We start from the raw sequence: 25,256 nt of genomic DNA on the forward strand, positions 1-25,256 counted from the left end.
ACCAGGCCGGTCAGTTCGGCGGCGGCCTCGGTCAGCCTGCGCGGCCGATCGACGCCGCCGCTCTCCGGTTCCGCCGCGCGATGCCGGGCACCGGACTCCTCGGGGGCCGCCGCTCCGCGCCCGGTCACGAGCGCGTCGACGAGCGCCGGGGCGATCATCTCCGTATCCACCGCAGCGGCCAGCAGATTCAGCATCGCAGCCTCCCCGCCGGGCGCGGTGGCCAGCAGCGTGCCCGCCATGCGCTCGAGTCCGCGGGAGGCCAGCGCCGCCAGCGACACGACGCGCAGCCCGCGCTTGCGGGCCGCGCGGCGCAGCCGCAGGTAGACGATCGGCGATTCCTCCTCGGGCTCGAATCCGGCGAGCAGCACCAGGGGCGCCCGTTCCATCCGCTCGTAGTCGACCAGGACCCCGCTGCCCGCGACCTGGGCGGCGAGGAACTCGGCCTCCTCCACCGAATGGACGCGCGTGCGGAAGTCGATGTCGTTGGTGCCCAGCACCATGCGCGCGAACTTGCCGTAGGCGTAGGCGTCCTCCTCGGTGACCCGGCCCCCGACCACCACCCCGGCGTCGACCGCCGCCCGCAGACCCTCGGCGGCGACCGCCAGCGCCTGCGACCACGAGGCGGGCACGAGTTCGCCGGAGTCGTCGCGGACCAGCGGCGTGGTCAGCCGGTCGCGTTCGGTGGCGTAGGCGAACGCCCACCGGCCCTTGTCGCAATTCCACTCGTCGTTGACCTGCGGATCGTCACCGGCGAGGCGGCGCAACACCTTTCCGCGCCGGTGGTCGGTGCGCTGGGCGCAGCCCGAGGCGCAGTGTTCGCACACGCTCGGCGAGGACACGAGGTCGAACGGCCGCGCCCGGAACCGGTAGGCCGTGCCGGTGAGCGCCCCGACGGGGCAGATCTGCACGGTGTTGCCCGAGAAGTAGGAGTCGAGCGGTTCGGACTCCGCGGTCCCGACCTGCTGCAGCGCGCCGCGGTCCATCAGCTCGATGAACGGGTCGCCCGCCACCTGCTGGGAGAAACGGGTGCACCGCGCGCACAGCACGCACCGCTCGCGGTCGAGCAGCACGGCGGTCGACAGCGGGATCGGCTTCGGATAGGTGCGCTTCACCCCGTCGAAGCGCGACTCGGCGCTCCCGGTGGACATCGCCTGGTTCTGCAGCGGGCACTCGCCGCCCTTGTCGCAGACGGGACAGTCCAGGGGATGGTTGATCAGCAGCAGTTCCATCACCCCGCGCTGCGCCTTCTCCGCGACCGGCGAGGACAGCTGCGTGCGCACCACCATCCCGTCGGTGACCGGGATCGTGCACGAGGCCACCGGCTTGCGCTGGCCCTCCACCTCCACCAGGCACTGGCGGCAGGCGCCGACCGGGTCGAGCAGCGGGTGATCGCAGAAGCGGGGGATCTGCACGCCGATCAGTTCGGCGGCGCGGATGAGCAGGGTGCCCGCGGGCACGCGCACGGCGGTGTCGTCGATGGTGACGGTGACGAGGTCGGGTGCCTGCGCCTGGCTTCCGGTCGCGGGGGCCGGGGCGGGCGCACCGGTCGTCCGGCCGCCACCTCCCACGGCATCGTTGCGTGATGCTCGGGTCATCTTGTCTCCTCCACTGCCCAGACGGTGGAGCGGGCCGGGTCGAACGGGCAGCCGCCGCCGTGCACGTGCCGCAGGTACTCCTCGCGGAAGTACTTCAGCGAGGACACGATCGGGCTGGCCGCGCCGTCGCCGAGCGCGCAGAACGATTTGCCGTTGATGTTGTCGGCGATGTCGAGGAGCTTGTCGAGGTCGGCCTCGGTCCCGTGGCCCGCCTCCAGCCTGCGCAGCAGCTGGACGAGCCAGTAGGTGCCCTCCCGGCACGGGGTGCACTTGCCGCAGGACTCGTGCGCGTAGAACTCCGTCCAGCGCGTCACGGCGCGCACCACACAGGTGGTGTCGTCGAAGATCTGCAACGCCTTGGTGCCGAGCATCGAGCCCGCGGCGGTCACTCCCTCGTAGTCCAGGGGGACGTCGAGGTGCTCCGCGGTGAACAGCGGCGTCGAGGAACCGCCGGGTGTCCAGAACTTGAGCGAGTGTCCCGCCCGCACCCCGCCGGCGTACCCGAGCAGCTCGCGCAGGGTGATGCCGAGGGGTGCTTCGTACTGGCCCGGTTGCGTCACGTGACCCGACAACGAGTACAGGGTGAACCCCGGCGACTTCTCCGTGCCCATGGATCGGAACCAGTCGACGCCGTGCCGCAGGATCGGCGGCACGCTGGCGACGGACTCCACGTTGTTGACGACCGTGGGGCAGGCGTAGAGCCCGGCCACGGCCGGGAACGGCGGCCGCAGCCGCGGCTGCCCCCGTCGCCCCTCGAGGGAGTCGAGCAGCGCCGTCTCCTCGCCGCAGATGTAGGCGCCCGCGCCGGCGTGCACGACCAGCTCGAGGTCGAACCCGGACCCGAGGATGTCGCGACCGAGATACCCGGCCGCGTAGGCCTCCGCGACCGCGGCCTGCAGGCGGCGCAACACGGGCACGACCTCGCCGCGCACGTAGATGAACGCGTGCGCCGCGCGGATGGCGTATGCCGCGATGATCACGCCCTCGACCAGGGTGTGCGGCGTGGCCAGCATCAGCGGAATGTCCTTGCAGGTACCGGGTTCCGACTCGTCGGCGTTGACGACCAGGTAGTGCGGCGGGACGGTGCCGTCCGGCCGCGGCCCCTGCGGGATGAACGACCACTTCATCCCGGTCGGGAAGCCGGCGCCGCCGCGGCCGCGCAGCCCCGCGTCCTTGACCGTCTGGATCACCTCGTCGGGGGTGTGCCGCAACGCGACCCGCAGTCCCTCGTAGCCGCCGGTGGCGCGGTAGCTGCTCAGGGTCCACGAGTGCGGTTGCGCCCAGTGGCGGCTGAGTACCGGTGTCAGCGTGGTCATCTCGGCCCCTCCTCGTCGGCCGCGCGCAGGCCGGCCAGGGTCGCCGGTCCCGGGTCGCCGTCGAGGGCGCCGGGCCGCTCGTCGGGGAAACCGGCCAGGATCCGCGCGGTCTCGCGGAAGGTGCACAGCGGCGCGCCCCGCGTCGGCGTGACCTGCTCGCCGCGCCGGAGCGCATCGGTCAGCGCGCGGGCGGATTCGGGCGTCTGGTTGTCGAAGAACTCCCAGTTCACCATCACGACCGGCGCGTAGTCGCAGGCGGCGTTGCATTCGATGTGCTCGAGGGTCACCTTGCCGTCGGGCGTGGTCTCCCCGTGCCCCACGCCCAGATACTGCTGCAGCGCCTCGTAGACGGCGTCGCCGCCCATCACCGCGCAGAGCGTGTTCGTGCAGACGCCGACGTGGTAGTCCCCGGTCGGTGTGCGCCGGTACATCGAATAGAAGGTCGCCACCGCGGTGACCTCGGCCGCGGTGAGCCCCAGCTGCTCGGCGCAGAACTCGATCCCGGTGCCGGTAACGTAGCCGTCCTCGGCTTGCACCAGGTGCAACAGCGGCAGCAACGCCGACCGCGGCTGCGGATACCGGTCGATGATCGACTTGGCGTCGAGCTCGAGCCGCTGCCGCGTATCGGGTTCGTAGGGGTGCGGTTTCACGCTCAGCTGCAGCAGGATCGGCGCGCCGGCCGGTGTGTCGCTGGTCATCGGTCCACTCCGCCCATGACGGGGTCGATGCTGGCCACGGAGGCGATGACGTCGGCGACCATGCCGCCCTCGCACATCGCCGCCACCGCCTGCAGATTGGTGAACGAGGGATCGCGGTAGTGCACCCGGTACGGCCGGGTCCCGCCGTCGGAGACCATGTGCACCCCGAGTTCGCCGCGCGGGGACTCCACCGCCGAATACACCTGCCCGGCCGGGACCCGGATGCCCTCGGTGACGATCTTGAAGTGATGGATGAGCGCCTCCATCGAGGTGCCCATGATCTTGCCGATGTGCTCGGGCGAGTTGCCGAGGCCGTCCGGTCCCAGCCGCAGATCGGCGGGCCAGGCGATCTTCTTGTCGTCGATCATGACCGGCCCGGGCCGCAGCTTGTCCAGGCACTGTTCGACGATCTTGAGGGATTCGCGCATCTCGGCGACGCGGATGTAGTAGCGCCCGTAGCAGTCGCACCCGGTGGTGGTCGGGATGTCGAACTCGTAGTTCTCGTAGCCGCAGTAGGGCGCGGCCCTGCGCAGGTCGTGCGGCAGACCCGTCGCCCGCAGCACCGGGCCGGTGATGCCGAGCGCCATGCAGCCCGTCAGGTCGAGGTAGCCGATGTCCTGGGTGCGCTTCTTCCAGATCGGGTTGGCGCTGAGCAGGTGTTCCATGTCGCGCAGCCGTCCCGGCAGCACGTCGAGGAGCTCGCGCACCTTGGCGACCCCGTCGTCGGGCAGGTCCTGGGCGAGCCCGCCGGGCCGGATGAAGGCGTGGTTCATGCGGAGCCCGGTGATCGTCTCGAACACGTCGAGGATCAGTTCGCGTTCCCGGAACCCGAACAGCATGGGGGTCAGCGCGCCGAGTTCCATGCCTCCGGTGGCCAGGGCGACCAGGTGCGAGGAGATCCTGTTGAGCTCCATGAGCAGCACCCGGACGACCGTCGCGCGCTCGGGGATCTGCTCGGTGATGTCGAGCAGTTTCTCCACGCCGAGGCAGTAGGCGGTCTCGTTGAAGAACGGCGAGAGGTAGTCCATGCGCGTCACGAAGGTGACGCCCTGGGTCCACGTGCGGAACTCGAGGTTCTTCTCGATGCCGGTGTGCAGATACCCGATGCCGCAGCGGGCCTCGGTGACCGTCTCGCCCTCGATCTCGAGGATGAGCCGCAGCACCCCGTGCGTGGAGGGGTGCTGCGGGCCCATGTTGACCACGATGCGCTCCTCGCCCGCGCCCGTGAGCACGGTGCCGACCTGATCCCAGTCCTGCCCGGCGACGGTGACCGACGGTGCGTCCGCCGAATCGTCGCGCCGGAAGTCCGTGTCTGTCATCAGCGGTAGTCCCTCCGCTCGTCGGGCGGCGGTATGCGCGCGCCCTTGTACTCCACCGGGATCCCGCCGAGCGGGTAGTCCTTGCGCTGCGGGTGACCGCGCCAGTCGTCGGGCATGGTGATGCGGGTCAGCGACGGGTGTCCGTCGAACAGCAGGCCGAAGAAGTCGTAGGTCTCGCGCTCGTGCCAGTCGCAGGTCGGATACACCGAGAACAGCGACGGCAGACGCGGATCCGCGTCCGGCACCGACACCTCGAGCCGCACCCGCCTGCCGTGCGTGATCGACATGAGGTGGTAGACCGCGTGCAGCTCGCGCCCCGCGTCGTCGGGGTAGTGGACGCCGTTCACCCCGAGGCACAGCTCGAACCGCAGGGTCTCGTCGTCGCGCAGCGCGCTCGCCACCTCGACCAGCAGGTCGCGCCGCACGTGCAGGGTGAGCTCGTCGCGGAACACCACGACCTTCTCGATGGCCCGCTCGAAGCTGACGATCCGCGCCGTGAGCGCGGCCCGCAGCGCCCCCACGAACGGATCGAACCAGCCGCCGTAGGGCGGGGGAGTGCCGCCGGGCAGCGCGACCTGCCGGATGAGCCCGCCGTAGCCGGAGGTGTCCCCGGTGCCCTCGGCGCCGAACATGCCGTGCCGCGTGCCGATGACCTCGTCGGCGGGCGGTGCGGCGGGCGCGGGCGGCGCCGGATCGGGAGCGGGCTCGGGAATGTCTCCGCCGGAACGGTTCTCGGCGCCCTCGGGCGCATCGAAGGTCATCGCAGCAGGCCTTCCATCCGGATGGTCGGGGTGCTGGCCAGCGCCGCCGCCTCGGCGGCCTTCACCGCTTCCTCGCGGTTGACACCCATCGGCGATTCGGCGATCTTCGCGTGCAGCGCGAGGATGGCGTTGAGCAGCATCTCCGGCCGGGGCGGGCAGCCGGGCAGGTAGATGTCGACCGGCACGATGTGGTCGACGCCCTGCACGATCGCGTAGTTGTTGAACATGCCGCCCGAGGAGGCGCAGACCCCCATGGCCAGCACCCATTTCGGCTCGGTCATCTGGTCGTAGACCTGACGCAGCACCGGTGCCATCTTCTGGCTCACCCGCCCGGCCACGATCATCAGGTCGGCCTGCCGCGGCGAGGCGCGGAACGCCTCCATGCCGAATCGCGCCAGGTCGAAGCGCCCTGCGCCGGTGGCCATCATCTCGATCGCGCAGCAGGCCAACCCGAAGGTGGCCGGCCACAGCGATCCCTTGCGGAGATATCCCGCGAAATCCTCGACGGTGCTCAGCAGGAATCCGCTGGGCAGCTTCTCTTCCAGACCCATGTCGACTTCTTCCCCACTTCGGTTGTGCTGGTAGCGGTTGTCAGTCCCAGCTGAGTCCGCCGCGCCGCCATTCGTAGGCGTAGGCGACGGAGACGTTGACGATGAACAGCGCCATCGCGGCGAGACCGAAGAGACCGAGCGTGTCGAAGTGGACGGCCCACGGGTACAGGAACACGATCTCGATGTCGAAGATGATGAACAGCATCGCGGTGAGGTAGTACTTCACCGGAAAGCGTTGCCCCGTCTCGTTTCCCGGGCCGCCCGCCACCGCGTGCGGGGTGGGCTCGATACCGCACTCGTAGGCTTCCAGTTTCGCGCGATTGCGCCGCTTGGGGCCGATCAGCGACGCCATGACCACGGAGAACACCGCGAAGGCCGCCGCGATGGCGCCGAGCACGAGTGCGGGCACCTCGATGTTCACGCTGCACTTCCCTCCTCGCTGGAGCCGGCGGAGCCTTGTGGGGCGCCGGCCGCGATCACCGCTGTCGGGCAGCTGTGCGAGACGGGCCGACATCGTTGTCCGCCGAACGGACTCACGCCGGGGCTGTGGCGTGAGGGTGATACCAAACCCGCGCTCGTGTGAGCTACGGCACAGATTACGCCCGTAAGGTAACCGCGCAGCCGGTTTCCCGGGCCCGCTTTGATCGAATTAAGTACAGGGATTCATGACACAGACGCGGGTAATCGCGAGCGGGCAGCGCGCCGCTCGACCGGGTTGTCACCAGCGGTTATGCAAAAATGCCCGGCGCACCGGACTGTCCGGTGGGCCGGGATGATCCCGAGTGGTTCGCTCGGCGGTCGCTCAGCTCGCCACCCGCGCCCGGAGCAGGCCGACCACCGTCCGGGTCAGCTGCATCGGATCGATCGGATGCGGCACCGCCGCCTCCGCCCGCGACCAGTTCGCCAGCCACGCGTCGTCCGGCCGTCCCGTCAGCACCACCAGCGGCGGACACGGCTCGATCTCGTCCTTCAACTGCTTGGCGATCCCCAGCCCCCCGGCCGGCGCGGACTCCCCGTCCAGCACCGCCAGATCCACCGCCCCCGCGTCCATCGACTCGATCACCACCGGCGCCGTGGCCACCTCGAGGAACGCCAGCTCCGGCAGATCCGGATCCGGCCGCTTCCCCAGCGCCAGCATCACCTGCTGCCGGGTATCGGCATCATTGCTGTAGACCAGCACACGCAGTGGAGCAGTAGTCTCGGCCACGGGAGGGATGGTACGGGCAGACGGGTTGGGTGCGTGGGGGATCGGGGGAAGTGGGTGTGTCGAGCCGGCGGCGCAGACGGCCTCGCCCGCTCCGCGCATCGGATCCGGCGACCAGCTCCGGCGTACCGTAGCTGGCCTGGCGGGAACCGTGCGGGTGCCCGGCGCGTCCAAGTGGTGGTGGCCGTTCGCTCGATCGCGGGCCCGTGTCATGGGTGCGCGCGATCGGTCGGATCGGTGACCACCGGGACGAAGGAGTATCGGCGAAGGGGGGACCGCGGGGTGAACTGGACTTCGATGGCCGGTGTGAGGGCGGAATGGATCTGGGAACCCGATGATTTCGCCGCGCTCTGGTTCGGTCCCGGTCGGGATCGCTTTCCGTTCCCGCTGGGCTTCACCAGCCGGTTCGACGACGTCGCCGCTCTCGGAGAGCACGAGCGGGCCGTTCGACGGCGTTACGAGGTCGACGAGCGCGAGCTGATCGAGCTGGCGTTCCACACGGTGACGCACGCGGACTTCCGGATCGAGATCGTGTGTGGGTCGCGAACGTTCGGCGGCGGGCGGGAGCGGGGGTATCGGTTGCTGGCCGCGCAGACCGCGCACCGGGCTGTGCTGTTCTCGCAGACCGAGACCGGCGGTGTCGAGGAGCGCATCAGGTGCCGCGTGCTGCGGCCCGAGGAGCTGCCCGGCAAGCTCGGCTGGATCGTGCCGGAGTTCCCCGCCGGGACACATCCGGCGGACACGTTTCCTGTCGCCGACATCCAGGGACCGCGGGGCGGGTCGGGCCGGCGGCGGACCCCGGGGGACCGGCTGGACGCCATCCTGGCCCGCCCGATCGACGGCGGCGGGCACGCCGACCTCCGCCCGGGATCGGTGACGGGCAGAGCCGAGCCCTGGCACTCGGCGCGATGGGCCGATGTGCAGGACGACGGTCGATACCTTCTCCGGCGGTCCCGGGAGCACCTCACCGTCTCGCCGGCGGGGTCCGCCCACCTGACGGCACTGTTCGGCGGGTGGATCGAGGCAGCGCGGCGCCGGCTGCGGGAGGGGCGTGCCGCCGCCTGGTGAGCGGGCCAGGTATCGCGGCAGGGGCCGGGCGAGGCTCACCGGTCGAGGACGGCTGTCACGGCCCGGGCCACCGCCTCCGGAAGGCCCGGCGTGTCCGGGTCCGGGAGCGTGCGACCGGGCGCGGTGAACGTGGCGATCGCGCGAGCTGCCGCGGCGAGGACCGCGGGCGTCGGGATCGCGGTCGGGTGTCCGCAGAGCGCGTGTACGACACCGGGCAGGGCCACGCATACCTGATAGAGCGCGCAGTGGGGGATCAGGATGCCCGCCGTCGGGGTCCAGGTGGCAATCCGGCCGGTGAAATCGACCACCACCTCGTGGTTCTCGGTGATCGCGAGCAGATCCCGCGTGGAAATCTTCTCGGAAGGGATCCCGTGGACGGCGCCGAGGCCCAGATCGCGCAATACCGCGGGAAGCAGCGGGACGCGATCGCTGCCGAGAACCGCCGATCGTCTCCGCGCGGCGGTGGTGCCGAGCGCGCGGTGAGCGGTGAGGACGGCCGCGCCGACGGACGCGGCCAGGATGTCGGTATCCGTGACGACGAGGCGGTCGCCGACGGTCGCGGCGAGCGCCTGGACGATCGCGTTCTCGGCGGGCGGTAGCCCGATGACGAACGCGGCCACGGTCTCGGGCAGTCCGGCGATGTGGTCGGCGACGGCACGAGGGGCGTTGTCGACAAGCTTCATCCGGGCGATCGGGAGCGCGGTGTGCTGATCGAGAAACGTCGCGTAGGACTCCATGGCGATGTCCACCGGCTGTCGTTCGCGGTGAGCTCCGCCCGCGATCACGGCGATGCCGAGCGCGCGGACGTGGGGATCGGGGAGGGCGATGTCGTCGTCCGGCGATGTCGGCATGTGGATCTCCCCGCGCAGTGCGTTGTCTACATGACTAGTTTAGAAACTATGCAACCAACCTGTCGGCCGCCCCCCACTGTCTGCCGCGGAGGCGGGGGCAGGGGACCGCCGGACAGGGGGCGGTGGCGAGTTATTGTGCAGATGACAAAAACCTGTGGCGGGGAGGTCGGCGGCGACGTACCGTCCCCGGTATGAGCAACAGGATGCAGCGGATCGCCGTCGACAACGAGGGGATCGTGGAGCGCGGGAGTTACCGTGCCGCAGGGGAAGACGTCGGGATCGGTGGCCTGCTGGACGCGGCGCGGCGGGGGACGGTGTCGTACACGCCCGAGGCGCTCGACGCGCTCGTCGCGGCGGGGGCGCCGGGGCCGGGACCGGCGGTGGTCGAGGTCACCGGGGAGGGGGGCGTGGCCGCGGCGCGGCGGCTGGCGGGCGGTCGCGGGCGGGTCGGGGTCCTCAACTTCGCATCGGCGCGGAACCCGGGTGGCGGGTATCTGCGCGGCGCGCGGGCCCAGGAGGAGGATCTGTGTCGCAGCGCGCTGCTCTACACCTGCCTCGTCGAGGCCTCGGATTACTATGCGGCGCACCGGGCTTCGGCGGACCTGCGCTACAGCCACCGGGTGATCGTCTCGCCGGACGTGCCCGTGATCCGTGACGACGGCGGGGAACTGACGCGTCCGTGGCCGGTCACGTTCCTGACCTCGCCCGCGCCCAACGCAGGCGAGTTGCGCAAGCGTGAGGACGCGCTGGACGTGCGCGAGGTGCTGGCGGAGCGGGCGCTGCGGGTGCTCGCGGTGGCCGCGCGGCACGAGGTGCGCGAACTGGTGCTCGGGGCCTGGGGGTGCGGGGTGTTCGCCAACGACCCGGCGGAGGTGGCGGAGGCGTTCGCGGCCGGGCTGCGGCGGTACGGGGCGGCGTTCGACCGGGTGGTGTTCGCGGTGTGGGACCGGCGGACCCCGTCGCCGAACCGGGCGGCGTTCGAGGCGCGGTTCGGGCAGGCGGGCGGCGGCGCGCGGTGGGTCGCCCCGGCCTGACGGTCAGCTCCGCGCGGCGACCCGCAGGTAGGCGGCGGTCAGCTCGGCCAGGACCCCGTCGGGCGGCGGCGGCGCGCCGTGGAGGTGGGTGGCGCGGAGCTCGGCCATGAAGCGCTCCCACAGGTCGGGGCCGCCCTCGGCGAGGAGCTCGGCGCGGATGGTCAGCGCGGGTGCGGTGTCGAGCCAGCGGGCGCCCCAGGCGCCGATCTGGGCCAGGACGGGGACGAGATCGATCGCCGCCGCGGTGAGCCGGTATTCGACCTTCTGACGGTGGGTGGGGTCGTCGTGGCGGGTCAGCAGGCCGGCGCCGACGAGCTTGGCCAGGCGGTTGGCCAGGATGTTGGAGGCGATGCCCTCCATCGAGCCGGCGAGCAGTTCGCGGAAATGAGTGTTGCCGCTGAACATGATGTCGCGCAACACGATCAGGCTCCAGCGGTCGCCCAGCAGCTCCATCGTCATGTTGATCGGGCAGCCGGAGCGGCCGCGCGGGAAGGGGAGCTGATCTGCGACAACTGGTTGCGACACGAGACCAGTTTAGGTAGGTTCCCTACTGCTTGCAACATGCAATCGGAAAGGGGATCGAGATGGCGCAGCGGGTGCGGGTGCAGAACTTCATGCTGTCGGGCGACGGATTCGGGGCGGGGGAGGGGCAGAGTCGCGAGCGGCCCTTCGGGCACGCCGACCCGGCGAAGCTCGCCTCCTGGGCCGGGGCCACCGCGCACTGGCCCAACCGTGCGGAGCCCGGCGGGAGCTACGGCCTCGACGACTACTTCACGCGCGACTTCCACAACAACATCGGCGCGGAGATCATGGGCCGCAACAAGTTCGGCCCGCAGCGGGGACCGTGGGAGAACTACGACTGGCAGGGCTGGTGGGGCGACGAGCCGCCGTTCCGCACGCCGGTGTTCGTGCTCACCCATCACGTGCGGCCCTCGTTCACGCTGGGCGAGACGACGTTCCACTTCGTCGACGCCTCGCCCGAGGACGCCCTGAAGCAGGCGTTCGCGGCCGCCGACGGCAAGGATGTCCGGATCGGCGGCGGGGTGGCGACGGTGCGGGAGTTCCTCGCGGCCGACCTGATCGACTCCCTGCACTGCGCCGTGCTGCCGGAGGTGACGCTCGGGTGCGGGGAACGGCTGTGGGAGAGCCCGGACGAGCTCACCGACCGGTTCCACCTGGAGAAGGTGCCGAGCGCGAGCGGGGTCGTGCACCACCTCTTCTGGCGGAAGTGACCCCGCCGCCCGCGCCGGTGCTCAGGCGGGGAGGAACGCCCCGGCGCCGACCTGGGCCGGGTCGAGCAGGTGGGCGAGGAACAGCCGGGTCGGCGGGGTGGGGGTGCGGGTGGTGATGGCGTGCCAGGCGCGCTGGAGCGGCGTCCCGGGCAGCGGAATGGTCTGGAGGGCGCCGGACTCCAGGTGCTCGCCGACGGCGTCGGAGTGGATCAGGGTGATGCCGAGGCCCTCGCGGGCGCCGGCGATCACGGCGCCGTGCGAGCCGAGGGTCAGCGTGGGCGGGTCGACCTGGAGCCGGTCGAGCAGGGCCAGGGTGGCCTCGCGGGTGCCCGAGCCGTGGCCGCGCAACAGCCAGGTGGCGGTGTTCGGGTCGGTCAGGTGACTCGCGCCGACCACCACCAGGGTCGACGGGCGGCGGGCCTGGATCACCAGGTTCGCGTCGTGCGGGGGGCGGCCCGCGATGACGAGATCCGTTTCGTGGTGCTGGAGTTCGAGGAACAGGGCGTCGCGGGGATGGATCGACAGGCTCAGCTCGACATCGGGATAGCGGCGGCGGAACGAGGCGAGGGGGCGCAGCACGACCGACTCGCCCGCGGTCGCCACGACGCCGATGCGCAGTCGGCCCGCCTCGGCCTGGCGGACCGCGGCGTGGGCCTCCTTCATCATGCCGAGGATGCCGCGACAGTACTCGGCGTAGACGCGACCCGCCTCGGTGAGGGCGATCCCCCGCCCGGACTTGGTGATCAGCTTGGCGCCCAGCTGCTTCTCGACGTGGGCGACGGCCGCCGACACGGCGGCCTCGGTGACGTGCAGCTGGGCGGCGGCGCGGCGGATGCTGCCCAGCCGGGCGACGGTGAGGAACGTTTCCATACGCCCCGCACTCACGTTACCCATGAGTAGACGGTAGCAAACCCAATCTTTCGGTTGAGTGTTTGCGGAAACATTCAGATTGTTCGCGGCGGGCCGTGCCCGCATCCTGGAATTCGCCAGGCGCACACCGAATTCACCGGTTCCGGTGAAAAGCGGGCATGGTAGCGCATCGGGCCGAGTCCAGGAGGAATGATGGCCGAACAAACCGAACGGGATCGTTGGGATCCGGGTGTTCAGTCGTACGCGTCGATGGGATATTACGCGCCCGACTACGTCCCCGGTGACACCGATGTGCTCGCGGTGTTCCGGGTCACCCCGCAGCCGGGCGTCGACCCGATCGAGGCCGCCGCCGCCGTGGCGGGCGAATCCTCCACGGCCACTTGGACAGTCGTGTGGACCGATCGGCTCACCGCCCACTCGAAGTATCAGGCCAAGTGCTATCGCGTCGACGAGGTGCCGGGCAGGCCGGGGGAATACTTCGCCTACATCGCCTACGATCTCGATCTCTTCGAGGAAGGGTCGATCACCAATCTGACCTCGTCGGTGATCGGCAATGTCTTCGGATTCAAGCCGTTGCTCGCGCTGCGGCTGGAGGACATGCGCATTCCCGTCGCCTATGTCAAGACTTTCCAGGGTCCGGCGCACGGGACGGTGATGGAACGCGAATACCTGAACAAATACGGCAGGCCGCTGCTCGGCGCGACGGTGAAACCGAAACTCGGGTTGTCGGCGCGCAATTACGGCCGGGTGATCTACGAGGCCTGCAAGGGCGGCCTCGACTTCACCAAGGACGACGAGAACATCAACTCCCAGCCGTTCATGCGCTGGCGCGACCGGTACCTGTTCGCCATGGAGGGGGTGAACCGGGCGATGGCCGAAACCGGCGAGATCAAAGGCCATTACCTCAACGTCACCGCCGCGACCATGGAGGACATGTACGAGCGGGCCGAGTTCGCCAAGGAACTGGGCAGCGTCGTCATCATGATCGACCTCACGGTCGGCTACACGGCCATGCAGTCGATGGCCAAGTGGGCGCGCCGCAACGGGGTGCTGCTGCACCTGCACCGGGCCGGGCACTCCACCTTCACCCGGCAGAAGACCCACGGCGTCAGCTTCCGGGTGCTGGCCAAGTGGTGCAGGCTCATCGGCGTCGACCACCTGCACGCGGGCACCGTCGTCGGCAAGCTCGAGGGCGACCCGGCGACCACGCGCGGGTTCTACGACACGCTGCGGGAGAACCACATCCCGGCCAACCCGGGCAACGGCATCTTCTTCGATCAGGACTGGGCCAGCCTGCCCGGCGTCATGCCCGTCGCCTCCGGTGGCATCCACGCCGGCCAGATGCACCAGCTGCTCGACCTGTTCGGTGACGACGTCATCCTGCAATTCGGCGGCGGCACCATCGGCCACCCGCTCGGGATCGCGGCGGGTGCCGAGGCCAATCGCGTCGCGCTGGAGGCGGTGGTGAAGGCCCGCAACGAGGGACGGGACCTGCTGAAGGAGGGCCCCGACGTCCTGCGCACGGCGGCCTCCACGAACCGGTCCCTCGAGGTCGCGCTGTCGACCTGGGGCGATGTCACCTTCGACTACACCTCCACCGACGCGCCCGACGCGGTGCCGACGGCCAGCATCTGAGAAAGGGGACCGGCATGTATCTGCGACAGGGCACGTTCTCGTATCTGCCCGAGCTGACCGACGAGGAGATCGCCGCGCAGGTGCGCTACGCGCTGCTCAACAACTGGCCGGTGTCGATCGAGTACACCGACGACCCGCACCCGCGCAACGTCTACTGGGAGATGTGGGGGCTGCCGCTGTTCGACCTCGACGAACCCGACGGAGTACTGGCCGAGATCAATGCCTGCCGCGCGACCTTCCCGAGGCACTACATCCGCGTCAACGCCTACGACGCGACCTACACCAAGCAGACCACGGCGCTGAGTTTCCTGGTGCAGCGCCCGGCCGAGGAGCCCGGTTTCGTGCTCACGCGGTCCGAGGGCGCCGACCGGCGCCAGGTCTACGGTGTGCGTTCCTACGCCACCGAGCGCCCGCAGGGGCAGCGCTATGGCGGCTGAGACCGGCAGCGGTTTCCGGCTGGCCCGGCCGGGCGTCACCGACGCCCGGCCGGGGCGGCCCGCCGCGGACACCGAAGCGGCCGAGGAGATCCTGGCGCCGGACGCGCTGCTCGATCTCGACGGCGACCTGGCGGGCCACGACGTCGAGCAGACCCTGGCCGCCCTCGACGCGGAGCTCATCGGGCTGGCCAACGTGAAGGTGCGGGTGCGCGAGATCGCGGCGCTGCTCATGATCGACCGGGCGCGGCGGCGCTTCGGGCTCGAGTCGTCGCGGCCGACCATGCACATGAGCTTCACCGGCGGGCCCGGCACGGGCAAGACCACCGTCGCCCTGCGCATGGCGCAGATGCTGCACGCGCTGGGCTACATCCGTAAACCCAAGGTGCACACCGTCACCCGCGACGACCTGGTCGGCCAGTTCATCGGCCACACGGCGCCCAAGACCAAGGAGGCGCTGGCCAAGGCCGCAGGCGGGGTGCTGTTCATCGACGAGGCCTACTACCTGTTCCGGCCGGAGAACGAGCGCGACTACGGGCAGGAGGTGATCGAGATCCTGCTGCAGGAGATGGAGAACGAACGTGGCAACCTCGTGGTCATCTTCGCCGGCTACCCCGACCGGATGGACCGCTTCTTCGGCGCCAATCCCGGCTTGTCCTCGCGGGTGGCCCACCACCTGGAGTTCGCCGACTACACCCACGACGAACTCCTCGGCATCGCCGAACTCATGGTCGAGCGGGAGAACTTCCGCTTCGACGCCGCCGGGCGCGCCGCCTTCGACGAGTACCTGACCCTGCGGAGGCAGCGGCCGCGCTTCTCCAACGCCCGCAGCGTGCGCAACGCGCTCGACCGCTGCCGGCTGCGCCAGGCCAAACGGCTGGTCGAGGAGCACCGCCCGCTCTCCCGCGACGACCTGATCACCCTCAGCGGTGCCGACGTGCTGGGCAGCAGCGTGTTCGCCGCGGCCGCCACCGAACCCGAACGGGTACCGAGCATGAAGTGAGGCGCGTGATGCCCCAAGGATTGAAGACCCTCACCCGGTACACGATCGAGTCCGAACACCGGCACCCCGGCTCCTCGGGCGAGTTCTCCGGGCTGGTCAACGTCGTGGCCACGGCGGCGAAGATCATCGCCAACCAGGTGACCAGGGGGGCCATCATCGGTCACACCGCGGGCGAGGGGTCGGTGCGCCGCCGCCTCGACGCGCTGACCAACGAGATCATGGTCGCCCAGACGCAGTGGACCGGCCACCTCTCGGCCCTGCTGTCCGAGCAGATGACCCAGGTCCTGCCCGTGGCGCACACCCAGCGCCGCGGCAAGTACCTGCTGGCCTTCGACTCGCTCGACGGCGCCAGCAACATCGATGTCAACCTGCCCGTGGGATCGATCTTCTCGATCCTGCGGGCACCCGACCACCTCTCCGACGACCCGACGGCCCAGGCGACCGACGCCGACTTCCTGCAACCCGGCACCCAGCAGGTCTGCGCCGGATTCACCCTCTACGGGCCCGCCACCATGCTGGTGCTCACCACGGGATCGGGGGTCGACGGTTTCACCCTGGACCGGGAGATCGGTGCCTTCGTGCTCACGCACCCGAACATGCGGATCGCCGACGACACCTCGGGATTCGCCATCAACGCCGCCAACGAGAGGTTCTGGGAACGGCCGGTGCGCCGGTACGTGCACGAGTGCTTCGAGGGGGTCGACGGGCCGCGCGGGCGCGACTTCAACATGCGCTGGGTGGCCTCGCTGGTCGCCGACACGTTCCACATCCTCACCCGCGGCGGGGTCTACCTGTATCCGCGTGACACCCGCAATCCGGCGCGGCCGGGCCGGGTGTCGCTGCTGTACGGGGCCAATCCCATCGCCTTCATCGTCGAGCAGGCGGGCGGCGCGGCGACCACCGGCACCGAGCGGGTGATGACGGTGCGGCCCACCGAGGTCCATCAGCGGGTGCCGTTCATCTTCGGCTCGCGGCACGAGGTGCTGCGGATCGAGCGGTACCACCGCGAACCCGACGCGGGACCCAGTTTCGACAGCTCGCTCTTCGGCAGCCGGTCGCTGTTCCGGCCCGCCCGTCACGAACGCGCGCAGGGGTAGGAGGCGCACATGTCGGTCAAGCATCCGGTCGTCGCGATCACCGGGTCCTCGGGGGCGGGCACCACCAGTGTCACCCGCACCTTCCAGGAGATCTTCCGGCGGGAGGGCATCACCGCGGCCGTGGTGGAGGGGGATTCGTTCCATCGCTATGACCGCGCGGCCATGAAGGTCGCGATGGCCGAGGCCGAGCAGCAACGCAACACGACCTTCTCCCACTTCGGGGAGGACGCCAACCTGCTGCCCGAGCTGGAGACGCTGTTCCGCGACTACGGCGAATCCGGGGTCGGGCAGGTGCGCCGGTATCTGCACGACGACGAGGAGGCCAAGCCGTTCGGGCAGCCCGCGGGCACCTTCACACCCTGGGAGGATCTGGCCCCCGGCAGCGACCTGCTGTTCTACGAGGGCCTGCACGGCGCCGCGGTCACCGACACCGTCGACATCGCCCGGCACACCGATCTGCTGGTCGGCGTGGTGCCGATCATCAATCTCGAGTGGATCCAGAAGGTCTACCGGGACAAGAACGTTCGGGGATATTCGAGCGAAGCGGTCATCGACACCATCCTGCGGCGCATGCCCGACTACGTGAAGTACATCTGCCCGCAGTTCTCGCGGACCTACGTCAATTTCCAGCGGGTGCCGACGGTGGACACCTCGAATCCGTTCGTCGCGCGGACCATCCCGACCGCGGACGAGAGTTTCGTGGTCATCCGGTTCGCCGACCCGAAGGTCATCGACTTCCCGTATCTGCTGTCCATGCTGCACGACTCGTTCATGTCGCGGCCGAACTGCATCGTCGTGCCCGGCGGGAAGATGGACCTGGCGATGCAGCTCATCTTCACCCCGCTCATCCTGCGGCTGATGGACAAACGGCCCAAACGGTTCGTCTGAGCCGGGACGACCGTCAGTCCGGCAGCAGCGGGACCGAGAGACCCTCGCCGCGCTTCAGCAGCGCGGCGCGGGTGACGGCGGCCGAGCCGAACCGGCGGCGCAGGTCGTCGAGGGTGGTGTCGAGGGTGTTCTCGGCACGCGGATGCAGCGGCAGCGAGAGCTGCATGGTGTCGGCGTCGTCGAGGTTGGTCAGCGACAGGCCGATCAGCGTGATGCCGCGCTCGTGCACGAGCGGCATGGCGGCGTCGAGCAGCCGGCGGGCGGCCGCGCGCAGGGTCGCGGTGTCGTCGGTGGCGGTGACCAGGGTCTGCGATCGGGTGGCGCGGGTGAAGTCGTCGAAACGCAGGCGCAGCACCACCGTGCGGCAGACGCGGTCGGCGGCGCGCAGGCGGCGGCCGAGCCGGTCGGTCAGCCCGTCCAGGAAGGCGGGCAGGTCGTCGGGGTCGCGATGGCGGCGGCCGAGGGCGCGCTGGGCGCCGATGGACCGGCGGCGGACGCCGGTCTCGACCCGGCGCGGGTCGCGCGCCCAGGAAAGGGCGAACAGGTGGCGGGCGGCCCCGGGACCGAGGATGGCGCGCAGGTGGTCCTCGCCGAGTTCGGCGATCTGCCCGACCCGGGTGATGCCGTGGCCGTGCAGGGTGGCGGCGGTGACCGCGCCGACGCCCCAGAGCCGTTCGACCGGGAGGGGATGCAGGAACTCCAGCTCGCGCTCGGGTTCGACGAGGCGCAGGCCGTCGGGCTTGGCGTCGGCGGAGGCCACCTTGGCCAGGAACTTGGTGGCGGCGATACCGACGGAGATGGGCAGGCCGACCTCGCGGCGGACGTCGGCGCGCAGGCGGCGCGCGATGTGGATCGGTTCCCCACGGATCCGACGCAACCCGCCCACGTCCAGGAAGGCCTCGTCGATGGAGATTCCCTCCACGATCGGGGTGGTGTCGGCGAAGACGTCGAACACCGCGCGGCTGGCCTCGGCGTAGGCCGCCATGCGCGGGGGCACCACGATCGCGTGCGGGCACAGCCGCAGGGCCTGGCCCTGGTTCATCGGGGTGCGGATGCCGAACGCCTTGGCCTCGTAGCTGGCCGCGAGCACCACCCCGCCGCCCACGATCACCGGTTTCCCGCGCAACCAGGGCTGATCGCGCTGCTCGACCGAGGCGTAGAACGAGTCGAGATCGGCGTGCAGGATCGAGGCCTCGGCGCGGGCCGCGATCCGGGGACGCCGCGGGCGCGGTGTGGCGGCGGGTAGCTCGGGGTCGGACACGAACATATGTTCGCATCGATGCCCGACAGGTGCGCCGGTCTCCGCGCCCGGCGGTCGTCGCGGGCGCGCCGCGCCGGAAGTGTCGACGGCGACGCGCGCCGGACGCAGCGCGGGCTAGCGGCCTGCGAGCGCGGCGACGACCGGCGCGAAGCGCTCGGCGTAGGCGGCGCCGAAGACGAAGTAGGAGAAGCCGATCTCCTCGCGCAGGCGCTGGATCGCCTCGACGGCGGCCGCGGGATCGTCGGGCAGCACGGTGACCGCGTCCGCGGCGCGCAGGGCCGCGGGATCGGTCCACGGCGGCGCCATGTGCGGCGCGACGCTGTCGCCGATGACCGGGACCGCCAGGGCCAGCTCGATGTCGGGTCGCGCGCGGAAGTCGGCCGCCAGCCGCGCGACCTCGGCACGCGGCTGATCGCCCAGCGCGAGGGTGACCGTGTCGGCGAGCTCGGCCGCCAGCGCGCGGGCCTTCGGGCCGTGGACCGCCATCGCCACCGGTGTGCGGCGGTCCGGGCCGTCGAATTCCCGCAGCGCGGTGACGGTGTCGCGGATCTGGTCCAGCCGCGCCGCGGGCGGGGGCACGACGCCGGGCACGCCGCGGTCGCGCAGTTCGTCCTCGATGCCCGGCCGCCCGACACCGATCCCCATCTCGAAGCGGCCGTCGGTCATCAGCGACAGCGAGTGCGCCTCCCACGCGGTCAGCCACGGCGGACGCAGCGGCGACGCGTAGACCCAGGTGCCGACCCGCAGGCCGGTGATCGCCGCCGCGGTCGCCAGCAGCGGGCCCGGCGCCGGCTGCAGGAGCGGGTAGTCGGGCACCAGCAGCGTCGAACAGCCGCAGTCGGCGACCCGGCGGGCCCCGTCCCGCCAGGCGGCCGGGGTGCTGGTCAGCGGGGCGACGACGCCGAACCGGAACGGTCTGGTCATGCCTGTACTCCTGTCGGTCGGTGTATACACCGGTGTCGACGGCCCGCGCCCCGCGAACTCATCGGTGCCCGCGCGCCGCTACCAGTATGGGTGCCGGACGCCGTCGGTGTCGGCGACGAACACGACCGCGTCGGCGCCCGCCAGGTCCTCGGGACCCAGCGGGATGTGCCCCTGGACGATCGGCGCGCCGGCGGTGAGCGCGGGATCGAGCGCCGCGCGCAGCTCGGCGGCCGGGAACAGAGCGCGGCCCGTGGTCGCGGCGGCGAGCACGTGCTGGAGGGTGCCGGGTTCGGGGCGCGGGTTCGCGTCGGTGGCGACGACGACGTAGCGCTCGCCCAGTTCCGTCGCGAGGATCGCGCCCGCGCCGCTCCAGCTCGGCTCGGCCCCGCCCATGGTCATCCGCGAGTCGGTGCGCTGCAGGTGGACGTTGTGCGCGAAGACCAGCGTGGGCCCGCGGTCCTGCTCCCGGCCGAGGACGGCACGCAGGTTGTCGGCCATCATCTCGGTGCGCAGGCTCAGCAGCAGAGCGATGCGGTCGGGTCCCGGCGCGGCGAGGGCCGCGTGATAGCGCAGCAGGCCCTTGGCCGTGCGGGCGTGGGCGAGCACGCGGTCGTAGGCCGCGGGGTCGGCGGGGCGCAGCGCGGGCGCGAGGCGGCGCAGGGCGCTGGTGAGGTCGTCGGCGACCAGGCGCAGGGCGCGGGCCCGATCCGAGTCGCCGATGGACAGCGCCGGGTCGTAGACGGCGGCGGGGTCGGTCCAGGCGGCGTCGTCGCCGATCAGGGTGTCCAGGTCGGCGGCGGAGGCGGGGCGCCGGGCCGGGGGCAGGAAGGCGGCCACCGTGGTGAGCGCGGCGCGGGGGCTCGGCACCTCGGTCTGTTCGAGCGGGGCGTCGAATCCGTGGAACCGGATGCGGTCGGCGGGTTCCCGCGCCGCGTTGTGGGCGCGCAGCCACTCGAGCAGCTCGCGGTTGCCGGGCACGTTCCCGAAACGGTGGCTCAGGCCGGTGGCCAGGACCGTCTCGAGGTCGGTGTCCGCGCCGGTGACGTAGTCGTCGACCAGGGCGGCGGCGAAGACGTCGGTCTCGAGGACGATCGAGCGGAAACCGCGGTCGGCGAGGTGGGCCAGGACGTCGTTGCGCAGCAGCGGGAACGCGGGGATGCCGTGGGTCGGTTCGCCGAGCGCGAGGACCGCGGGCGGCACCGGGCGGGCGGCGAGCAGGTCGTCGAGGGCGCGGGCCAGATCCGCCCGAGCGGCGGCGGGCCGGCCGATCGCGGGCAGGGCTGTGGTCATGAGGATCTCCTTCCGACTGGATCCGGCTGGATCACCTTCGACGGTATCGTTGAAGATTCGGGTGAAACCTGCACGGATTCCACCTGGGATGTGCCGGGAAAAGTCTCAATCGGAGGGGTGATGCGGCCGATCGACCTGGCCCGCGAGCACGGCCTGTCGGCGCAGGCGATCCGCAACTACGAGGACGCCGGAGTGCTCCCGCCTGCCGGGCGGACACCGACCGGTTACCGCGACTACACGGCTCTGCACGCGCAGGCCCTGCGCGCCTTCCTCGCGCTGCGGCGCGGACACGGACACCAGGGCGCGTCCGACATCCTGCGCGCGATCCACCGCGACGACCTCGACCGGGCCTACCGGCTCGTCGACACCGCCCACGTCGACCTGCTGGCCGAACGCGGCACCCGGGCCGAGGTGGCCGCCGCCCTCGGCGCCCTCGCGACCACCGCGCCCTCGCCCGTGCCCGGCCCGCCCCTCACGGTCGGCGAACTGGCGCGCAGGCTCGGCCTGCACCCCGCCACCCTGCGCACCTGGGAGACCCACGGCATCCTGCGGCCCGCGCGCGAGGACGGCACCGGGTATCGCGTCTACGATCCGGCCGCGGTCCGCGACGCCGAGATCGCCCGGCAGCTGCGCCGCGGCGGCTATCCGCTGAGCCGGGTCGCCCAGTTCCTCGCCGCCGTCCGCGAGGCGGGGGGCACCGAACCGTTGCGCGCCTTCCTCGACGCCTGGCACGCGCGGCTGACCGCGCGGAGCCGCGATCTGCTCGGCGGCGCCGCCGAGCTGGACCGCTACCTCACGTTGTCCGCGCGGTGACGGCGTACTGCCGCACAGCCCGGTCGCCGCGGCGGTGAGGGTAAGGTGAGTCGACTTCCAGTCGACGGCGATGAGGAGTGGGCGGTCGGTGCGTGGGTTCGGTGAGCTCGAACAACTCCTGATGAATCGGCTCTGGGACCGCGACGAGGCGGCCACGACCGTCCGGGAGCTGCACGACGAACTCGCCGCCGAGCGCGAGATCGCCTACACCACCGTCATGTCCACCATGGACAACCTCTACCGCAAGGGCAGGCTCGCCCGGGAACGCGCCGGGAAGGCCTACCGGTACTGGCCGACGCTGAGCCGCGAGGAGTACAGCGCCCAGCTCATGCTCGAGGCGCTGGGCACGGGAGGTCGGACCGATCTGGTATTGAGTCATTTCGTGGAACGGATCAGTGCCGACGAGGCCGACGGACTGCGCGCCGCACTGCGGCAGGTGGTCACCCGGCGGGTGGGGGAGTGATGAGCACGCTACAGCTGAGCACCGAACAGGTCCTGGCCTGGCGGTTGCGGCGCCAGTGGGTCGCCGCGCCGCTCGTGGACGGCGCCGCGACGCCGGTGTCCGAGCGCCTGGCGGGTGTGCAGGCACAGGTCGCCTCGGCCGCGGAGACGGCCGTGGCGGTACGGACGGCGCCCGCGGTCCGGGACGGGGTCGCCGCCGCGCTGGCGGCAGGCGACGTGGTGAAGACGTGGACGATGCGCGGCACACTGCACGCCATGGTGCCCGCGCAGGCCGCGGCCGCGCTTGCCCTCATAGGCTCGGCGCGCACCTGGGAGAAACCGGTGTGGCAGCGCAACTTCGGCGTGAACCCCGAGCAGATGCGGGCCCTGGCCGCCGCGGTGACCGAGCTGCTGGCCGACCGCGCGCTCACCCGCGAGGAGCTCGTCGACGCCCTGGTCGCCGAGCCCGCCTTCGCCGGGCTGGCCGACCAGCTGCGGTCGGGCTGGGGCACCGTCCTCAAACCCCTGGCCTGGCAGGGCGCCCTGTGCCACGGTCCCGCACAGGGGGCCAAGATCACCTTCACCAGCCCGGCCCGGCTGATCCCGGGCTGGCCGGGCCTGCCCGCGCCCGAGGACGCCGCGCGGCTGCTCGTGCCCGCGTACCTCGGCGCCTACGGGCCTGCCCTGCCCGAGACCTTCGACGCCTGGCTCAGCCGCAACAGTCTGCGCAAGACCGTGGTGCGCGGCTGGTTCGGCGACCTCGGCGCGCGGCTGACCGAGGTCGAGGTCGACGGGCGGGCGCGCTGGGCGCTGACCGAACACCTCGACGAACTCGCCGCCGCCCGGCCCGACGACGAGGTGTACCTTCTCGGCCCGTTCGATCAGTACGTCCTCGGCCCCGGCACCGGCGACACCGACCTGCTGCCGAAGGAACACCGCGCGAAGGTGAGCCGCACCGCGGGCTGGATCTCGCCGCTGATCGTCGCGGGCGGCCACATCGTGGGTACCTGGACCGCCGCCGAGGACGGAGTGGACACCGACCTGTTCGAGGCCGGCTCGATCGGCGCCGACGCGCTCGCGCGGGCGATCGAGCGCGTGCGGCCCGTCCTGGCGGCCGGCGCGGTGGTGCGATGAGCGACCGGCTGATCGACACCGTGGCCTGGGTGCGCGTGCGGGACGGGCGCATCCTGTGCGGGCGGCCCCGCGGCAAGGACGTCTTCTACATCCCGGGCGGCAAACGCGAAGCGGGGGAGAGCGATATCGAGACGCTCACGCGGGAGGTGGCCGAGGAGCTCGGCGTCGTGGTGAAGGCGGAATCCGCTCGTCACGTGGGGACGTACGAGGCACGCGTCCCCGGGGCGGTGGTGCGCATGGCCTGCTACACCGCGCAGGTGTCCGGGGAACCGGTGCCCAGCAGCGAGATCGAGGCGCTGGCCTGGTTCTCCTACGCCGACCGACCGCACGTGCCGCCGGTCGACCAGCTGCTCTTCGACGACCTGCACGCGGCGGGCGAGCTGCGCTGACCCGCGACGTCACCGGCGGCGGACCCGCGCCGCCGGAGACGTCTCAGGTGGTGACCGGCGTGCGGGTGGCGCGGTCGATCAGGTACTCGACGAGGCTGGTGAGCACGTGCTTGGCCGACGGCCGATCCCGGGCGTCGCAGAGCATGATCGGGGTGCGCGCGTCGATGTCGAGCGCGTCGCGGACCTCGTCGACGGTGTAGCGCGGGGCGCCGTCGAAGCAGTTCACCGCGATGAGGAACGGCAGCCCGCGCCGCTCGAAGAAGTCCACCGCGGCGAAGGAGTTGCTCAGCCTGCGGGTGTCGGCCAGCACGATCGCGCCGAGCGCCCCGCGGCACAGCTCGTCCCACAGGAACCAGAACCGGTCCTGGCCGGGCGTGCCGAACAGGTAGAGCACCAGTTCGTTGTCGATGGTGATGCGGCCGAAGTCCAGCGCCACCGTGGTGGTCGACTTGGACTCGACGCCGGACAGGTCGTCGACGCCGGAGGAGACCTCGGTGATGAGTTCCTCGGTGCGCAGCGGGGCGATCTCGCTGATCGAGGACACCATGGTGGTCTTCCCGACGCCGAAACCGCCGGCGATGAGAATCTTCACCGAGGCGGCCAGATGCGCGCCGCCGGGTGCTGTGGGGTCAAAGTTTTCGGATGCCATCCAGAACCGCTCGCAATACGTTGAGATCACCGGGTCCGGCCTCGGTTTGCACCGGGGCGCGGAAGATCAGCTGGCCCTCGCCGATGAGATCGCCGACGAGGATCTTCGTCACCGCCAGAGGCAGTTTCACGGTGGCCGCGACCTCGGCCACCGAACAGGGAGTCCGGCACAGGCGCATGATGTGCGCGTACTCCGGCTCCGGGCGGCGCATCGTGGGCGCATGTGGCGCGGTCACGATGACCGTGAGCATGTCCAGGTCGTGCGCCGCACCCATGGTGCGGCCTCGGGTCACCGCATACGGCCGGACCAGAGGCCCGGCCGCGTCGTCGAACCACGACTCACCGATTCGAGTCATAGAGAAGAACTTTCTATAGCTCCGCGAGACCGTGCCGCGGCTCGGTCGACAGGTAGCTGCCGACACGCTGGACCGTCAGGTTCATTTCATAGGCGACCATACCGAGGTTCGCCGACTCGGTGGCCTGCAGCGCCAGGCAGGCGTTGTCGCCGGCGGAGGTGACGAACAGGACCGCGTGGTCGAGCTCGATCACCGCCTGGCGCACGCCGCCGCCCTCGAAGCGGGTACCCGCGCTGCGGGCCAGGCCGTAGAGGGTGGACGACATCGCCGCGAAGTGCTCGGCGTCCTCCCGCTTCATCTGCGCGGAGCGGCCCAGCAGCAACCCGTCGGTGGACAATACGACGGCATAGCGCACACCGGCCAGCCGCTCGACGAGATCGTCGAGCAGCCAGTTCAGATCACCGGGGTTCGACACGTTCACCTCAGCCTTCCTGTTCGTCGGAC

The 25,256-nt window shown here is 71.1% G+C and carries 29 protein-coding genes; 12 read left to right on the top strand and 17 right to left on the bottom strand.

Going from position 1 to position 25,256, the window contains the following annotated elements:
* The 8 genes from ON36_RS12535 to ON36_RS12570 form a co-directional block, all read right to left on the bottom strand.
* Positions 1-1,595 (bottom strand): NADH-quinone oxidoreductase subunit G (locus ON36_RS12535; RefSeq protein WP_157224855.1); only part of this gene is annotated, 1,595 nt, incomplete at its 3' end.
* Entirely contained in the window at positions 1,592-2,911 is a 1,320-nt protein-coding gene (gene nuoF, locus ON36_RS12540) for an NADH-quinone oxidoreductase subunit NuoF (RefSeq protein WP_043651742.1), read from the bottom strand. The genes ON36_RS12535 and nuoF, both read right to left, overlap by 4 nt.
* A complete protein-coding gene (gene nuoE, locus ON36_RS12545; protein WP_043651744.1) occupies positions 2,908-3,609 on the bottom strand; it encodes an NADH-quinone oxidoreductase subunit NuoE in 702 nt (233 codons plus the stop codon). Before nuoE ends, nuoF begins: the two co-directional genes overlap by 4 nt.
* Entirely contained in the window at positions 3,606-4,928 is a 1,323-nt protein-coding gene (gene nuoD, locus ON36_RS12550) for an NADH dehydrogenase (quinone) subunit D (RefSeq protein WP_043651746.1), read from the bottom strand. The genes nuoE and nuoD overlap by 4 nt, the downstream gene beginning before the upstream one ends.
* The gene (locus tag ON36_RS12555) at positions 4,928-5,689 is read right to left on the bottom strand and encodes an NADH-quinone oxidoreductase subunit C (RefSeq protein ID WP_043651748.1); all 762 of its coding nucleotides are present in this window, start codon (positions 5,687-5,689) and stop codon (positions 4,928-4,930) included. Before ON36_RS12555 ends, nuoD begins: the two co-directional genes overlap by 1 nt.
* Positions 5,686-6,240: a NuoB/complex I 20 kDa subunit family protein gene (locus ON36_RS12560; protein WP_043651751.1), complete on the bottom strand. Its 555-nt coding sequence runs from the start codon at positions 6,238-6,240 to the stop codon at positions 5,686-5,688. The genes ON36_RS12555 and ON36_RS12560 overlap by 4 nt, the downstream gene beginning before the upstream one ends.
* Before the next feature lie 40 nt (positions 6,241-6,280).
* Positions 6,281-6,661: an NADH-quinone oxidoreductase subunit A gene (locus ON36_RS12565; RefSeq protein ID WP_043651753.1), complete on the bottom strand. Its 381-nt coding sequence runs from the start codon at positions 6,659-6,661 to the stop codon at positions 6,281-6,283.
* Between the two features lie 381 nt (positions 6,662-7,042).
* Entirely contained in the window at positions 7,043-7,546 is a 504-nt protein-coding gene (locus ON36_RS12570; RefSeq protein WP_444543629.1) for an Rv3143 family two-component system response regulator, read from the bottom strand.
* Between the two features lie 195 nt (positions 7,547-7,741).
* Between ON36_RS12570 and ON36_RS12575 the strand changes: the two genes are divergently transcribed.
* A complete protein-coding gene (locus ON36_RS12575; RefSeq protein WP_043651755.1) occupies positions 7,742-8,512 on the top strand; it encodes an ESX secretion-associated protein EspG in 771 nt (256 codons plus the stop codon).
* Between the two features lie 35 nt (positions 8,513-8,547).
* On the opposite strand, the gene ON36_RS12580 is transcribed toward ON36_RS12575, so the two are convergent.
* Entirely contained in the window at positions 8,548-9,363 is an 816-nt protein-coding gene (locus tag ON36_RS12580) for a hypothetical protein (RefSeq protein ID WP_043651758.1), read from the bottom strand.
* A 191-nt stretch (positions 9,364-9,554) separates the two neighbouring features.
* On the opposite strand from ON36_RS12580, the gene ON36_RS12585 reads away from it, so the two are divergent.
* Positions 9,555-10,397: a TIGR02452 family protein gene (locus tag ON36_RS12585; RefSeq protein WP_043651761.1), complete on the top strand. Its 843-nt coding sequence runs from the start codon at positions 9,555-9,557 to the stop codon at positions 10,395-10,397.
* A gap of 3 nt (positions 10,398-10,400) precedes the next feature.
* Here the strand turns inward: ON36_RS12585 and ON36_RS12590 are convergent, their stop codons facing one another.
* Positions 10,401-10,922, bottom strand: coding sequence for a winged helix-turn-helix transcriptional regulator (locus tag ON36_RS12590; RefSeq protein ID WP_245558054.1), 522 nt, complete (start codon positions 10,920-10,922; stop codon positions 10,401-10,403).
* A gap of 59 nt (positions 10,923-10,981) precedes the next feature.
* Between ON36_RS12590 and ON36_RS12595 the strand changes: the two genes are divergently transcribed.
* Complete coding sequence (locus tag ON36_RS12595) at positions 10,982-11,629, top strand: dihydrofolate reductase family protein (protein WP_043651764.1); 648 nt, start codon at positions 10,982-10,984, stop codon at positions 11,627-11,629.
* A 21-nt stretch (positions 11,630-11,650) separates the two neighbouring features.
* Here the strand turns inward: ON36_RS12595 and ON36_RS12600 are convergent, their stop codons facing one another.
* The gene (locus tag ON36_RS12600) at positions 11,651-12,523 is read right to left on the bottom strand and encodes a LysR family transcriptional regulator (protein ID WP_245558055.1); all 873 of its coding nucleotides are present in this window, start codon (positions 12,521-12,523) and stop codon (positions 11,651-11,653) included.
* 168 nt (positions 12,524-12,691) lie between these two features.
* Between ON36_RS12600 and ON36_RS12605 the strand changes: the two genes are divergently transcribed.
* From ON36_RS12605 to ON36_RS12625, 5 genes are read left to right on the top strand one after another with little or no spacing between them, the layout of a single operon-like run.
* Positions 12,692-14,134 carry a form I ribulose bisphosphate carboxylase large subunit gene (locus tag ON36_RS12605; RefSeq protein WP_043651807.1) on the top strand — a complete coding sequence of 481 codons (1,443 nt, stop codon included), beginning with the start codon at positions 12,692-12,694 and terminating at the stop codon, positions 14,132-14,134.
* Between the two features lie 14 nt (positions 14,135-14,148).
* A complete protein-coding gene (locus tag ON36_RS12610; RefSeq protein WP_043651769.1) occupies positions 14,149-14,571 on the top strand; it encodes a ribulose bisphosphate carboxylase small subunit in 423 nt (140 codons plus the stop codon).
* The gene (locus tag ON36_RS12615; protein ID WP_052313920.1) at positions 14,561-15,571 is read left to right on the top strand and encodes an AAA family ATPase; all 1,011 of its coding nucleotides are present in this window, start codon (positions 14,561-14,563) and stop codon (positions 15,569-15,571) included. The genes ON36_RS12610 and ON36_RS12615 overlap by 11 nt, the downstream gene beginning before the upstream one ends.
* Positions 15,572-15,579: 8 nt before the next feature.
* Positions 15,580-16,668, top strand: coding sequence for a class 1 fructose-bisphosphatase (locus ON36_RS12620; RefSeq protein WP_043651814.1), 1,089 nt, complete (start codon positions 15,580-15,582; stop codon positions 16,666-16,668).
* A gap of 9 nt (positions 16,669-16,677) precedes the next feature.
* Complete coding sequence (locus ON36_RS12625; protein ID WP_043651771.1) at positions 16,678-17,556, top strand: phosphoribulokinase; 879 nt, start codon at positions 16,678-16,680, stop codon at positions 17,554-17,556.
* Between the two features lie 13 nt (positions 17,557-17,569).
* Here the strand turns inward: ON36_RS12625 and dinB are convergent, their stop codons facing one another.
* The 3 genes from dinB to ON36_RS12640 form a co-directional block, all read right to left on the bottom strand.
* Positions 17,570-18,823, bottom strand: coding sequence for a DNA polymerase IV (dinB, locus tag ON36_RS12630; RefSeq protein ID WP_043651773.1), 1,254 nt, complete (start codon positions 18,821-18,823; stop codon positions 17,570-17,572).
* 108 nt (positions 18,824-18,931) lie between these two features.
* A complete protein-coding gene (locus tag ON36_RS12635; protein WP_043651776.1) occupies positions 18,932-19,741 on the bottom strand; it encodes an LLM class flavin-dependent oxidoreductase in 810 nt (269 codons plus the stop codon).
* A 78-nt stretch (positions 19,742-19,819) separates the two neighbouring features.
* Positions 19,820-21,037: an erythromycin esterase family protein gene (locus ON36_RS12640; protein ID WP_373281796.1), complete on the bottom strand. Its 1,218-nt coding sequence runs from the start codon at positions 21,035-21,037 to the stop codon at positions 19,820-19,822.
* 114 nt (positions 21,038-21,151) lie between these two features.
* Here ON36_RS12640 and ON36_RS12645 point away from each other — a divergent pair, with 114 nt between their 5' ends.
* From ON36_RS12645 to ON36_RS12660, 4 genes are all read left to right on the top strand, one after another.
* Positions 21,152-21,844, top strand: coding sequence for a MerR family transcriptional regulator (locus ON36_RS12645; protein WP_043651782.1), 693 nt, complete (start codon positions 21,152-21,154; stop codon positions 21,842-21,844).
* 70 nt (positions 21,845-21,914) lie between these two features.
* Positions 21,915-22,307 (top strand): BlaI/MecI/CopY family transcriptional regulator, encoded by a 393-nt coding sequence (locus ON36_RS12650; protein WP_043651784.1) that lies wholly within the window; start codon positions 21,915-21,917, stop codon positions 22,305-22,307.
* Entirely contained in the window at positions 22,307-23,419 is a 1,113-nt protein-coding gene (locus tag ON36_RS12655; RefSeq protein WP_043651787.1) for a DNA glycosylase AlkZ-like family protein, read from the top strand. Before ON36_RS12650 ends, ON36_RS12655 begins: the two co-directional genes overlap by 1 nt.
* On the top strand, positions 23,416-23,808 hold the full coding sequence (locus tag ON36_RS12660; RefSeq protein WP_043651790.1) for an NUDIX hydrolase: 393 nt from the start codon (positions 23,416-23,418) through the stop codon (positions 23,806-23,808). Before ON36_RS12655 ends, ON36_RS12660 begins: the two co-directional genes overlap by 4 nt.
* A gap of 43 nt (positions 23,809-23,851) precedes the next feature.
* Here the strand turns inward: ON36_RS12660 and ON36_RS12665 are convergent, their stop codons facing one another.
* The 3 genes from ON36_RS12665 to ON36_RS12675 are packed head-to-tail and all read right to left on the bottom strand — an operon-like array spanning position 23,852 to position 25,233.
* On the bottom strand, positions 23,852-24,457 hold the full coding sequence (locus ON36_RS12665; RefSeq protein ID WP_043651793.1) for a GTP-binding protein: 606 nt from the start codon (positions 24,455-24,457) through the stop codon (positions 23,852-23,854).
* Positions 24,438-24,812 (bottom strand): DUF742 domain-containing protein, encoded by a 375-nt coding sequence (locus tag ON36_RS12670; protein WP_043651796.1) that lies wholly within the window; start codon positions 24,810-24,812, stop codon positions 24,438-24,440. Before ON36_RS12670 ends, ON36_RS12665 begins: the two co-directional genes overlap by 20 nt.
* A 13-nt stretch (positions 24,813-24,825) precedes the next feature.
* Complete coding sequence (locus ON36_RS12675; RefSeq protein WP_043651798.1) at positions 24,826-25,233, bottom strand: roadblock/LC7 domain-containing protein; 408 nt, start codon at positions 25,231-25,233, stop codon at positions 24,826-24,828.
* Between the last annotated feature and the right edge of the window lie 23 nt (positions 25,234-25,256).

Origin of the sequence: Nocardia thailandica NBRC 100428 (assembly GCF_000308795.1) — a bacterium.
GTDB classification, from domain to species: domain Bacteria; phylum Actinomycetota; class Actinomycetes; order Mycobacteriales; family Mycobacteriaceae; genus Nocardia; species Nocardia thailandica.

What these genes read in the sequence shown, in the direction of transcription:
- ON36_RS12645 (WP_043651782.1), top strand. Translation starts at nt 21,152, where the DNA reads ATGCGGCCGATCGACCTGGCCCGCGAGCACGGCCTGTCGGCGCAGGCG.
- ON36_RS12570 (WP_444543629.1), bottom strand. Translation starts at nt 7,546, where the DNA reads ATGCGCGGAGCGGGCGAGGCCGTCTGCGCCGCCGGCTCGACACACCCA.
- ON36_RS12605 (WP_043651807.1), top strand. Translation starts at nt 12,692, where the DNA reads ATGGCCGAACAAACCGAACGGGATCGTTGGGATCCGGGTGTTCAGTCG.
- ON36_RS12575 (WP_043651755.1), top strand. Translation starts at nt 7,742, where the DNA reads ATGGCCGGTGTGAGGGCGGAATGGATCTGGGAACCCGATGATTTCGCC.
- nuoE (WP_043651744.1), bottom strand. Translation starts at nt 3,609, where the DNA reads ATGACCAGCGACACACCGGCCGGCGCGCCGATCCTGCTGCAGCTGAGC.
- ON36_RS12660 (WP_043651790.1), top strand. Translation starts at nt 23,416, where the DNA reads ATGAGCGACCGGCTGATCGACACCGTGGCCTGGGTGCGCGTGCGGGAC.
- nuoD (WP_043651746.1), bottom strand. Translation starts at nt 4,928, where the DNA reads ATGACAGACACGGACTTCCGGCGCGACGATTCGGCGGACGCACCGTCG.
- ON36_RS12560 (WP_043651751.1), bottom strand. Translation starts at nt 6,240, where the DNA reads ATGGGTCTGGAAGAGAAGCTGCCCAGCGGATTCCTGCTGAGCACCGTC.
- ON36_RS12580 (WP_043651758.1), bottom strand. Translation starts at nt 9,363, where the DNA reads ATGCCGACATCGCCGGACGACGACATCGCCCTCCCCGATCCCCACGTC.
- ON36_RS12615 (WP_052313920.1), top strand. Translation starts at nt 14,561, where the DNA reads ATGGCGGCTGAGACCGGCAGCGGTTTCCGGCTGGCCCGGCCGGGCGTC.
- ON36_RS12610 (WP_043651769.1), top strand. Translation starts at nt 14,149, where the DNA reads ATGTATCTGCGACAGGGCACGTTCTCGTATCTGCCCGAGCTGACCGAC.
- ON36_RS12620 (WP_043651814.1), top strand. Translation starts at nt 15,580, where the DNA reads ATGCCCCAAGGATTGAAGACCCTCACCCGGTACACGATCGAGTCCGAA.
- ON36_RS12665 (WP_043651793.1), bottom strand. Translation starts at nt 24,457, where the DNA reads ATGGCATCCGAAAACTTTGACCCCACAGCACCCGGCGGCGCGCATCTG.
- ON36_RS12655 (WP_043651787.1), top strand. Translation starts at nt 22,307, where the DNA reads ATGAGCACGCTACAGCTGAGCACCGAACAGGTCCTGGCCTGGCGGTTG.
- ON36_RS12555 (WP_043651748.1), bottom strand. Translation starts at nt 5,689, where the DNA reads ATGACCTTCGATGCGCCCGAGGGCGCCGAGAACCGTTCCGGCGGAGAC.
- ON36_RS12670 (WP_043651796.1), bottom strand. Translation starts at nt 24,812, where the DNA reads ATGACTCGAATCGGTGAGTCGTGGTTCGACGACGCGGCCGGGCCTCTG.
- ON36_RS12595 (WP_043651764.1), top strand. Translation starts at nt 10,982, where the DNA reads ATGGCGCAGCGGGTGCGGGTGCAGAACTTCATGCTGTCGGGCGACGGA.
- ON36_RS12585 (WP_043651761.1), top strand. Translation starts at nt 9,555, where the DNA reads ATGAGCAACAGGATGCAGCGGATCGCCGTCGACAACGAGGGGATCGTG.
- nuoF (WP_043651742.1), bottom strand. Translation starts at nt 2,911, where the DNA reads ATGACCACGCTGACACCGGTACTCAGCCGCCACTGGGCGCAACCGCAC.
- ON36_RS12635 (WP_043651776.1), bottom strand. Translation starts at nt 19,741, where the DNA reads ATGACCAGACCGTTCCGGTTCGGCGTCGTCGCCCCGCTGACCAGCACC.
- ON36_RS12600 (WP_245558055.1), bottom strand. Translation starts at nt 12,523, where the DNA reads ATGGGTAACGTGAGTGCGGGGCGTATGGAAACGTTCCTCACCGTCGCC.
- ON36_RS12650 (WP_043651784.1), top strand. Translation starts at nt 21,915, where the DNA reads ATGAGGAGTGGGCGGTCGGTGCGTGGGTTCGGTGAGCTCGAACAACTC.
- ON36_RS12625 (WP_043651771.1), top strand. Translation starts at nt 16,678, where the DNA reads ATGTCGGTCAAGCATCCGGTCGTCGCGATCACCGGGTCCTCGGGGGCG.
- dinB (WP_043651773.1), bottom strand. Translation starts at nt 18,823, where the DNA reads ATGTTCGTGTCCGACCCCGAGCTACCCGCCGCCACACCGCGCCCGCGG.